Annotated in this window: 10 protein-coding genes and 2 pseudogenes; 5 read left to right on the top strand and 7 right to left on the bottom strand. The window is 69.1% G+C overall.

What is annotated here, in order from left to right; genetic code table 11:
* Window positions 1-68: 68 nt before the first annotated feature.
* A complete protein-coding gene (locus AB0H32_RS43520; RefSeq protein WP_361133680.1) occupies window positions 69-701 on the bottom strand; it encodes an MBL fold metallo-hydrolase in 633 nt (210 codons plus the stop codon).
* Window positions 701-1786: an S-(hydroxymethyl)mycothiol dehydrogenase gene (locus tag AB0H32_RS43515; protein WP_361133678.1), complete on the bottom strand. Its 1086-nt coding sequence runs from the start codon at window positions 1784-1786 to the stop codon at window positions 701-703. Before AB0H32_RS43515 ends, AB0H32_RS43520 begins: the two co-directional genes overlap by 1 nt.
* Between AB0H32_RS43515 and AB0H32_RS43510 the strand changes: the two genes are divergently transcribed.
* Window positions 1785-2465 (top strand): 3-oxoacyl-[acyl-carrier-protein] synthase III C-terminal domain-containing protein, encoded by a 681-nt coding sequence (locus tag AB0H32_RS43510; protein ID WP_361133675.1) that lies wholly within the window; start codon window positions 1785-1787, stop codon window positions 2463-2465. The genes AB0H32_RS43515 and AB0H32_RS43510 overlap by 2 nt on opposite strands.
* A gap of 33 nt (window positions 2466-2498) precedes the next feature.
* Here the strand turns inward: AB0H32_RS43510 and AB0H32_RS43505 are convergent, their stop codons facing one another.
* The 3 genes from AB0H32_RS43505 to AB0H32_RS43495 all read right to left on the bottom strand — a co-directional run bounded on the left by AB0H32_RS43505 (window position 2499) and on the right by AB0H32_RS43495 (window position 4368).
* On the bottom strand, window positions 2499-2666 hold the full coding sequence (locus AB0H32_RS43505) for a hypothetical protein (protein WP_361133672.1): 168 nt from the start codon (window positions 2664-2666) through the stop codon (window positions 2499-2501).
* Window positions 2667-2889: 223 nt separating this feature from the next.
* Complete coding sequence (locus tag AB0H32_RS43500) at window positions 2890-4107, bottom strand: SPFH domain-containing protein (protein ID WP_361133669.1); 1218 nt, start codon at window positions 4105-4107, stop codon at window positions 2890-2892.
* Between the two features lie 9 nt (window positions 4108-4116).
* Window positions 4117-4368, bottom strand: a complete 252-nt coding sequence (locus tag AB0H32_RS43495) for a hypothetical protein (RefSeq protein WP_361133666.1) — start codon at window positions 4366-4368, stop codon at window positions 4117-4119.
* Window positions 4369-4706: 338 nt separating this feature from the next.
* Between AB0H32_RS43495 and AB0H32_RS43490 the strand changes: the two are divergent.
* Together AB0H32_RS43490 and AB0H32_RS43485 are read left to right on the top strand one after the other, a co-directional pair.
* Window positions 4707-5042 (top strand): annotated as a pseudogene (locus AB0H32_RS43490) (glycoside hydrolase family 65 protein); the annotation flags it as partial.
* Window positions 5043-5478: 436 nt separating this feature from the next.
* The gene (locus AB0H32_RS43485) at window positions 5479-6519 is read left to right on the top strand and encodes a vWA domain-containing protein (RefSeq protein WP_361133663.1); all 1041 of its coding nucleotides are present in this window, start codon (window positions 5479-5481) and stop codon (window positions 6517-6519) included.
* Between the two features lie 291 nt (window positions 6520-6810).
* Here AB0H32_RS43485 and AB0H32_RS43480 read toward each other — a convergent pair whose 3' ends face one another.
* Entirely contained in the window at window positions 6811-7299 is a 489-nt protein-coding gene (locus AB0H32_RS43480; RefSeq protein WP_361133660.1) for a carboxymuconolactone decarboxylase family protein, read from the bottom strand.
* Window positions 7300-7489: 190 nt separating this feature from the next.
* Here AB0H32_RS43480 and AB0H32_RS43475 point away from each other — a divergent pair.
* A pseudogene (locus AB0H32_RS43475) lies at window positions 7490-7669 on the top strand (zinc ribbon domain-containing protein); the annotation flags it as partial.
* A gap of 231 nt (window positions 7670-7900) precedes the next feature.
* Here the strand turns inward: AB0H32_RS43475 and AB0H32_RS43470 are convergent.
* Window positions 7901-8563 carry a DUF4097 family beta strand repeat-containing protein gene (locus AB0H32_RS43470; RefSeq protein WP_361133657.1) on the bottom strand — a complete coding sequence of 221 codons (663 nt, stop codon included), beginning with the start codon at window positions 8561-8563 and terminating at the stop codon, window positions 7901-7903.
* Window positions 8564-8820: 257 nt separating this feature from the next.
* On the opposite strand from AB0H32_RS43470, the gene AB0H32_RS43465 reads away from it, so the two are divergent.
* Window positions 8821-9591 (top strand): helix-turn-helix domain-containing protein, encoded by a 771-nt coding sequence (locus tag AB0H32_RS43465; protein WP_361133655.1) that lies wholly within the window; start codon window positions 8821-8823, stop codon window positions 9589-9591.
* Window positions 9592-9964: the final 373 nt, after the last annotated feature.

Below are 9964 nucleotides of genomic sequence, written 5' to 3'. Positions count from 1 at the left end.
CGCGACGGCCTCGCCGCCGGCGATGGTGCGCAGGACACCGTCACCGGGGCGAGGCCGTCGCCGGGCGGTCAGAAGCCGCGGTCGATCCACTCCTGGAGATGCGGCGCCTCGGCGCCGATGGTGGTGGTCTCGCCGTGGCCGGTGTGCACCACCGTGTCGTGCGGCAGCGCGAGGAGACGTTCCCTGATCGATTCGATGATGGTGGGGAAGTCGCTGTACGACCTTCCCGTCGCCCCGGGACCGCCCGCGAAGAGCGTGTCGCCGCTGAACAGCGCGGCCAGGTCCGGTGCGTACAGACAGACGGCTCCCGGGGCGTGCCCCGGGGTGTGCAGCACGGCCAGCCGGACGCCCGCCACCGTGACGGTCTGCCCGTCGGACAGCTCGCCGTCCGGTGTCCGGTCGGGATGGGTGTGTTTCCACAGCGGCAGGTCGTCGGCATGCAGCAGGATCGGGGCGCCGGTGCGGGCGGCCAGATCCGGTGCGGCGTCGATGTGGTCGTTGTGCGCGTGGGTGCACACGATCGCACGCAGGGTGCGTCCGCCGAGGGACTGGACGATGGCGTCGGCGTCATGAGCGGCGTCGATGACGACAGCCTCGCTGTCGTCACCGACGATCCACACGTTGTTGTCGACGTCCCAGGTGCCGCCGTCCAGGGAGAACGTCCCCGAGGTGACGAGGCGTTCGATGCGTGCGCCTGCCATCAGAGGACCACCACAGAACGCAGGACGTCACCGTGGTGCATGCGCTCGAAGGCCTTCTCGACCTCGTCGAGCGCGATGGTCTCGGTGACGAAGGCGTCCAGGTCGAGGCGGCCCTGCAGGTAGAGGTCGATGAGCATCGGGAAGTCGCGGGAGGGCAGGCAGTCGCCGTACCAGGACGACTTCAGCGAACCGCCCCGGCCGAACACGTCCAGCAGCGGCAGCTCCAGCTTCATCTCCGGGTTCGGCACGCCGACCAGCACCACCGTCCCGGCAAGATCGCGGGCGTAGAAGGCCTGCCGGTACGTCTCCGGACGGCCCACCGCCTCGATGACGACATCGGCGCCGAACCCCCCGGTCAGCTCGCGCACCGCGTCGACCGCGTCGGTCTCCCTGGAGTTGACCGTGTGGGTCGCGCCCAGCTTCTTCGCCGTGGCCAGCTTGCGGTCGTCGATGTCCACCGCGATGATCTTCGCCGCACCCGCCAGATTCGATCCGACGATCGCCGCGTCGCCCACGCCGCCGCAGCCGATGACCGCCACGCTGTCACCACGGCCGACGTTGCCGGTGTTGATGGCCGCGCCGATGCCTGCCATCACCCCGCAACCCAGCAGTCCGGCGGCGGCCGCCGACGCGGCCCGGTCCACCTTGGTGCATTGTCCGGCCGCCACCAGCGTCTTCTCGGCGAAAGCGCCGATACCCAGAGCCGGCGAGAGTTCCGTACCGTCGGTCAAGGTCATCTTCTGCTTCGCATTGTGTGTGCTGAAGCAGTACCAGGGCCGTCCGCGCAGACATGCACGGCACTGGCCGCACACCGCGCGCCAGTTCAGGATCACGAAGTCACCGGGCGCCACGTCCGTGACACCCTCGCCCACCGACTCCACCACCCCCGCCGCCTCGTGCCCCAGCAGGAAGGGGAAGTCGTCACTGATGCCGCCCTCGCGATAGTGCAGATCGGTGTGGCAGACGCCGCAGGCCTCGATCCTGACCAGCGCCTCGCCCGGGCCGGGCTCGGGCACGACGATCGTTTCCACACTGACGGGGGCGCCCTTGCTCCGCGCGACGACGGCACGGACCTGCTGAGACATGGCCACTCCTCGGCTGACAGAGGGTCGAGATGTTGCCTATTACGGTACGCATCTCGTGTTTCGCAACACAGCATCGCGGAGAGCGCAGCGGCGGTCAAGGATCCGTCACGCGATACGACGCATGGCCGCGAGAGCTTCGTCCGAGCAAGGGCAGACCGTCGGCGAACGCCTCTACCCCCCGGCTCGGGCGGCCACCGGCGCTGGGGCGGCTTCCAGAACGACGGCCGGGTCGGCCGGCTCCGACGCTTCAACTCCGTACGCCACCGGGCCGAAACGCAGCGGCGAGAACCGATCCGAACCTGCCCGGTCACGCCTGCGCGGCAATGACCAGAGTCACCCGAGTCGGTGCCGGCGACAGGGCGTCTCGTCGCGGGAATGCGCGGGCCCCGAGGCGATCACGGACCTGTGTCGGCAACTCGGCGCTGCGACCACCACCATCGGCGTCCTCGTCACCAACCAGCCCAACCGCACCTTCCTGCGGAACTGGCCAAAGGCGCTGCAGCCGCCGGCCGAACGGCACCGGAACACGTTCGACCAGTACAGGAATACGTTCGGGGCGGCGATCCCGATCACCTTGGACCGCGCGGCGGCCACGGCCTCGGCGCCCCCGGCCTGGTGGAGCGGATCCGTCGGCAACAGCTGCCCTTCGGGATCAACGCGGTGGCAACAGCCGCGGTGAAGGCTTCGCTGCGGGGCCCGCAGCGAGCTGCGCCTACGTGTGGACGCCGTCGTCGCCGAACGCGAACCGCTCCGTCACGAACTCGTCGACCTCGGCCGACACGTACGCCCCGGCCACGCCAATTCCGTCTGGCTCACCGGGCCCGATCCGATCGATGCGGGCGCCTCGGCACTCGCCGACGCCGGTGTCCTGACGCGCCACTGTCCCAGCGAGGGACTGCGGGTCACAGTCGGCAGCCGGAAGGCCAACGACGGGCTCGCCGCACTGGCGGAACTGCGCGCGCACCAGTTTGCGTCGCGAGCCCCCGACGCTGCCTCATCGGTGGCTGCGGGGCGACGCAGTCCTGGCGATCCGAGTTCTGCACGAGGCCGCCCCCGGGTCCGAACGAGGTTGCGCGCAAGACGGACGACGGCCTCGATGCCGGTCAGGCAGTGCCCGGCGGCTCGTGGGACGGGGTCACTTCCGGATGCTCCCGGTTGTCGGCGGTATCCGCCTCGCGCGGATGTGGGTACTCCTGCAGTCGGGGCAGCCCGTCGGTCTTTCCAGGGCGAGTGGCCGAGTTCTGGCCGTTCAGGTTCTGCCGGACCGACTCCAGGATCGTCAGTCCCTGGCCGACCAGTCCGGCCGCCATCTCGCCGAGGCCGACCGCACCGTTCAGGACGTTGACGTTGGCGCCGGAGAGGCCGCCGGCGGCCTCCTTCACGATCTGCGGGAGCTGGTCGATCAGCATCCGGTCGAGCGCGACGCGGTCGTGCGAGGCCGCCGCCTCAGCCTGGATCTTCATGCGTTCGGCCTCGGCGACGGCGAGCACCTTGATCCGCTCGGCCTCGGCCTCGGCGGGCTTGACGATCTCTGCGACCAGCTGCTGCTGACGCAACCGGGCCTGATGATGGGCGAGTTCGGTCTGGGCGGCGAGCACCTCCTGCTGCGCGTGGGCCTGCGCCAGCGGTCCGGCCTGGCTGGCGTGGGCCTGCGCGCGGTCCACCTCGGCGGCGTACTCCGCCTTCACGATCGCGGTCTGCCGAGCGTATTCGGCCTGCTTGCGCGCCGCCGCCTGCTCCGCCTCGGCGGCGGCCTGCGTGGCCTGGGCCTGGGCGATCAGAGCCTGCCGCTGAATGGCTGCCTTGTGCGGCGCGGACATCGCGTCGATGTAGCCGGTGTCCCCGTCGTCGATGGACTGGATCTGGAGCGAGTCCACGATCAGGCCGATCTTTGCCATCTCCGTCTTCGAGGTGTCCAGCACCTCCGCGGCCAGTTTCTGGCGTTCGGTGACGATCTCCTCGACGGTCATCGAACCGATGATCGCGCGCAGGTGGCCGGCGAAGATCCGGCCGGTCAGCACCGACATCTGCTCCTGGTCGGAGAGGAACCGCTGCCCGGCGTTGATGATGCTCTCGGTGTCGTTGCCGACCTTGAACGCGATCACGGCGCGTACGTGCAGTGAGATGCCCTGCCTGGTGACGCAGGTCTCGGTGACCTCCGCCTCGCACATCGACAGCGTGAGGAAGCGGGTCTTGCGGAAGATCGGGAACACGAACTTCCCGTGCCCCGTCACCACACGGAACGGCGCGCCCCCCAGTCCCCGCCGCCCACCCGAGATCAGCATCGCCTCGTCGGGGGCGGGAACGCGGTATCCGAACATGTCTTCTCCTCAGCCGGCGTCGGCGGCGTCGCCGCACAGCGCGTCCAGCGGATCCCGCCACTCGATGACGTCGACCTCGCGGAGTCCGCGGGACTCGACCACGAGCACGGTGGCTCCCTTCGGGAGGGGCTCCGAGGACCAGGCGAGGAAGGTCTCGGAACCGCCCCTGACCCGCACGAGGATCTCGCCCGGCCCGGCGGATCCGCGGGTGGGGAGGAGCAGCTCGCCCGTGCAGCCGATCACGGCCTCGTCCTGCGGCATCGCCGACGGCCTCCCATCACTCGGGCCCTATGATTTCGAGGTTAGTCCCACCCGCGCCGACGCCCTACGTTCCGGACGGTTCCCGAGGGATCCCTGAACCGGCCATACACGGTCTCGCCGCCGGGGCTAACGGATCGGGATCAGCAACCAGATCCGCGGGTGGTGACCGTGTGAACCACCGGGGTCACCCCGCGTCGCCGCGCCGCATGCGGTGGGCCGATCGACAAGACCCTGGAGCAGGCCGGAAAGGCAGTGCACGGAGCAGGGCACCCGATCAGGCTGCGCCGGCCCCGAGCGCACCTCGCTCGGCCCCTGTCGCCGTGCCCCCGCATCACGGGATCCTCGAGGCCGAGGGCGATACGGTCAGCCGCTGCAATGCGTCCAGGCAGGCCGACGTTCTCCTGCTCGGCTACCTGTTCTCACCCGCCGAGCTGCAGGCTGTGTGCCGGCGTCTCGGGCACGACCTGGACGACGACATCTGCCGCAGAACCGTGGACTACCACCTGCAGCGCACCAGCCACGGCTCCGCCCTTGCCGCACCGGTCCACGGTCTGGTTCCCGCCAGAGCCGCACGAGCCGATGCCTGGCAGTACGTCCATGAGGCACTGGAGGCGGATACCGCCGACATCCAAGGCGGCACGACCGGTGAGGGTATCCATCTCCCGAGCAAGGCGCATCAGGCGTTCCAGCGTGGACTCGCAGCCCTCGCGCACTGGCTGGAGCGAGAAGGCTTCCACCGGCCCGTGCCGCGAGCGCACAGCGGGGAAATCACGATCGAAGGCCAGGACGCGCCGGTGGTCATCAAGCTGGACGTACGGGCGTCGAACACCCGCTCAAGGCGGGACAGGCGCGTACAGGAGCAACTGGACTCACTGCGGGAGTTGGGCATGGAGTGGGCCCAGGCCACGACCGGCCGCCCGACGGGCCTGCCGGACGCACCAGTGCACGAAGAGGCCCCGGGCTGTGACGGTGCCTTGGGTCTCGTGCTGCGGCCCGGCTGCGCCGGTGGCCGGGTGGGCCCTTCATCCGGGACGGGAGCCAAGATCGATTGTCAGTGGTGGGTGAGACGGTAGGAGCATCGAGTCGGGAAGAGGAAGAGGGGGAGCTGTCATGTCCGGAACCCAGAACTACATCAATCACGTTGCTCTTGTGCTGGATGCGAGTTCGTCCATGTCGCATCTGAGCCGCAAGGTCGTCGAAGTCGCCGATCAGCAGATTGCGTATCTGGCCCGCCGGTCGAGGGAACTGGACCAGGAAACCCGCGTCACGGTGTACGTCTTCGCGGACAAGGTGGAGTGCGTCATCTACGACAAGGACGTGCTGCGGATGCCGTCGCTGAAACAGCTGTACCGGGTCGGTGGCATGACGGCTCTGCTGGCAGCCGCGCTGAAGTCGCAGCGGGAGCTGGCGCAGACGGCTCAGCTGTACGGCGACCACAGCTTCCTGACGTTCGTGCTCACCGACGGGCAGGAGAACGCAAGTCATCGCTGCCCGGATGCCCCTGCCAGGGATCCGCGTGAACTGGTCGGGTCCGTGGCCGAGATGATCAGGACGCAGGAGGACAACTGGACGCTGGCCGTCCTTGTGCCGGACCAGATGGGCAAGCGCGAGGCCATGCAATGCGGTTTCCCGAAGGACAACATCGCCATATGGGACGCCACGAGCACCCAGGGCCTGGAGGAAGCCGGGCAGGTCATCCGGCAGGCCACCGAGAAGTTCATGGTGGGCCGCACCCAGGGCATCAGGGGATCGCGGGCGGTGTTCTCCACGGGTGCGGAGGCGGTCAACAAGGACACCATCAAGGCGGCCGGCCTCACCCCGGTGAATCCGTCGGCGTACCAGCTGATCCCGGTGGCTCGTGACGCGGCGATCCGGGACTGGGTCATCGAATGCGGGCACACCTACCGTACCGGTGGGGCGTTCTACCAGTTGAGCAAGTCGGAGAAGGTCCAGGCGCAGAAGCAGATTGCGGTGCTGGAGAAGAAGACGGACCGGGTGTACACAGGGCCCGAGGCCCGGGCGCTGCTCGGCCTGCCGAACGTGGAAGTCCGCGTCAAGCCGGACCACAACGACGACTTCACGATCTTCGTGCAGAGCACCAGCGTGAACCGGAAGCTCGTACCGAATACGCGGCTGCTGCTTATGCTCTGACGCCTCGGGAACCCCGTGGGGTCACGGTCGTCTCGTCCACCCGGCACCCCGCCGGCAGCAGAGTCGGCGACTGCGGGCGCGGCACAGGCGTGCACGTCGCTGAGACCGCCGCCGCCTTCGCGCCGATCGCGGCAGCGCGGTCTGCCGGCCGGGCCCCGCACCGTCACCCTCTGCCGGGCCGTGCCCCGGGTCGCGGACAGCTGCTCGAGCAGGTGTCCGCGACCGGGATGCGGTGGGCGCGGTCGGCGGCCGTGGTGGGTGCGGTTCCATCTGCCTGATGGACGGATCAGGTCAGTCCCACTGCTCGTCGGCGAGAGAGCTGACCGGCTGCGGCTTGCCGATGAGAGCCAGGGCGATGAAGAAGCTGATCTGGCCGATCGCGATGGTGAGGGTGGCCAACGCCTTCTCGTCGTAGTGCCTGGCCGCCTCGGCGTACAGTTCGTCGGACACGCGCTCCTTGCCGTGCGGGGCGGGCTGGAGGGTGGCCTCCACCAAGGCGAGGGCGGCACGCTCGGCGTCACTGAAGTACGGGGCGTCCTGCCAGGAGGAGACGGCGGTGATGCGCTCCTCCGACTCCCCGGCCTTGCGCAGGAAACCGGTGTTCAGGATCGTCAGGTAGGTGTTGTTGACGATCTGCCCGGCGCGCAGGTGGACGAGGCTCATCGTGGTCCGCGGCACCGAGCGGTTGCCCGTGGCCCGGAAGAGAGCTGCGCTGATGTCGTTCAGCTCGGGCACGAACTCGGCCGGGTTCGGCATCCGGGAGATCGAGGGGTTCGTCATGGCTGCACTCCTTGGTATCCGTCTGGTCAGCGGCTTCACTGCACTGACGGACCAGCGCACCAGGATGTGACAGGGATCCGGGAAACTCTTTTTCCTGACGCGCTGTGAGCCCGGTGACGATGCGGGAGGCCGACCGCCCCGTGTCCCCGGACCGGTGCGCTGGGCAGCGTGCCCGTGCGGGTTCCGGTTCCTGGACCCCCGCAACACCTCCCGCAGGCGCCCCTCATGCGGACACACCGCCAAAGAGAACCGGCCCACACAAGAGGCCTTCGACTGCGTCGCCTGCGGCCACAGGGCGCACGCAGACACGGTGGGCGCCCTGAACGTTCTACGGGCCGGGACGGCCCGTCGCGAAGCCCAACCGGCATAGCGAGAAGCCCCTTACGGGGGGAGGTGTCACTCCCGTCCCCTTCCAAGTGGTCGGGGAAGTGCTGTTCTTCGTCATGTGTTCCCCCTGGTCGCGTGAGAGCGTCGTGTACGGCTTCTTCAGGCCCTGCGCGTGGATCGCGGGCCCCTGGGGGGCGGACGGCCGGGTCGTCGGCGGCGGCCTGCTGGATCTCGGTCGCGGTGGGCCCGGCCGGGCGGTCCTGGTGCTGCTTCTTCAGAGGCTGCGGGCGGTGATGTCGCCGTGGGAGGTGGTGGCGCGGATGTCGAGTTCGGCGGTGCCGTCGTTCTTGAGGGCGTTGCTGATGCGGCCGGAGCCGGTGCCTGCGTCCAGGGCGGCCGAGACCCCGGCGGCGGCGCCGACGTTGATGTCGCCGGACTGGGTGCGCAGCTCGACCGTGCCGCGCGTGGCCTCGGTGATCCGGATGTCGCCCCGTGCGGTGCTGATCTGTGCGGGGCCGCCCAGCCGACCGACCTCGACGTCGCCGTCGGTCGCGGTGAGGCGGAGGCTCGCGGCCTCGTCCAGCTTGATCTGGTGGTATGCGCCTTCGAAGGTGACGTCGCCGAGGCGGCCGACGGTGCGGAGTTCGGCACTGGCGGTCTTGGCCTCGATGCGGGAGCCGACGGGCAGCTTGACGGTGACCTCGATGGATCCGGAAGGGCCGAGGTACTGGTTCTTCCCCGCAGTCTCGATCCGCAGGACACCGTCGGCGTAGGCGACGGTGGTCTGCTCCGCCGCCTTCACGTCGCGGCTCTTGGAGGGGCTGGCGGGCAGGACCTCGACGGTGGTGTCGGCGCGGTCCGCGGCGATGAGCTGGACGCGTCCGGCGGGGATGGCCAGGACGGCACAGATCGGGGCGGGGGTGTCGAACTTCTGCATCGTGCTCTCCCGTGCTCGCTCGTTGTTTCTGACACCGGAAACGCTACGTTGCTTTCCAGATCTACACAACAAACCTCTTACGTAGAGACAGCATCCATGCAGGTGAGGGCACCATAATCATTGCAACACCCTCTCGATTAACGCAACGATGGAGCTGTCGGTCGTTGCAATGTATTGAAGATGAACGCTATGGTGGGGTCGTCAGGGAAGACCGAGCAGCACCATGGAGCCCCCGCGGGGCATGAAGGGGGTTCGTGATGCCGGGAGGCAGACTCACCCAGCAGGAGCGCCAGCAAATCGCGGTGGGATTGGCCGACGGCCTGGCCTACGCCGAGATCGCCCGGCGTCTCGACCGCCCGACCTCCACGATCACGCGTGAGGTGACGCGGAACGGCGGCCCCGTCGGCTACCGCGCCGACCTGGCCCACCGCGCCACCCAGCAGCGCACCCACCGGCGCAGGCAGGCCGCACCCCAGGGGCTCAAGGCGCTCCCGCAACCGGCCGGACGCGACGCCGAGGCCGTGCGCGACTACCAGGAAACCCTCACCACCGTCTTCATGACCTCGGGCCTGCCCAAGATGATGGCCCGGGTGCTGGGCTGCCTCTACACCACCGACACGGGCAGCCTCACCGCGTCCGAACTCGCCCAGCGCCTCCAGGTCAGCCCGGCATCCGTCTCCAAAGCGATCGCGTTCCTCGAAAACCTGGACCTCGTCCGCCGTGAACGCGACGAACGCCGCCGCGAGCGATACGTCGTCGACGACGACCTCTGGTACCAGTCGATGATCCGCAGCGCCCAGGCCAACGACCAGTTCATCGAGACCGCACGGCAGGGCGTCGGCATCCTCGGCCGCGGCACCCCGGCCGCCACCCGCCTCGAAAACGCCGCCCGCTTCCTCGACTTCGTCAGCGAAGCACTCATCCGCGCCGCCGAGCAGGGCCGCGAGGTCCTCTACACCAGAACCGAATCAGCCTCAGACACCACCGCCAGGCCGAGTTCCGCCAAGCCGAGTCCAGATGACGTATAGACAGCCGTCCGGACCGTCACAGCCGTGAGGCGAAGCCGCCCGCATTCCCGGCACGACACAGGGCCGCGCCACAGCGGCCGTCCGCGGCAGCGCGCGGTCATCCGCATTCCCGCTGTCCCAAAACCTCTGCATTTCGGGGACACTCCGGCGGCCAAAGGCGATGTCGTCCGGAAAACTCCGTCCAGAAGGCCGATGCGGGGCGCGGGCGCAGAACGGCATGACCGCCGCGCCGCGCCGCACGGCGGAGCTGCCGGAGTCCCCGCCCGGCCAAGGACCGCAAGCGGCCGCGCCCTTCACAGCCTGCTGCCACCCCTCACACCACCGGCGCCGAACCGAAAGACCGCAGCCACACCGCCGCGGCAGACTCACCGAA

The organism is Streptomyces sp. NPDC020362, from assembly GCF_040642095.1.
In the GTDB taxonomy this organism is placed as follows: Bacteria; Actinomycetota; Actinomycetes; order Streptomycetales; family Streptomycetaceae; genus Streptomyces.
This window is presented reverse-complemented; position numbering and strand designations above follow the sequence as displayed.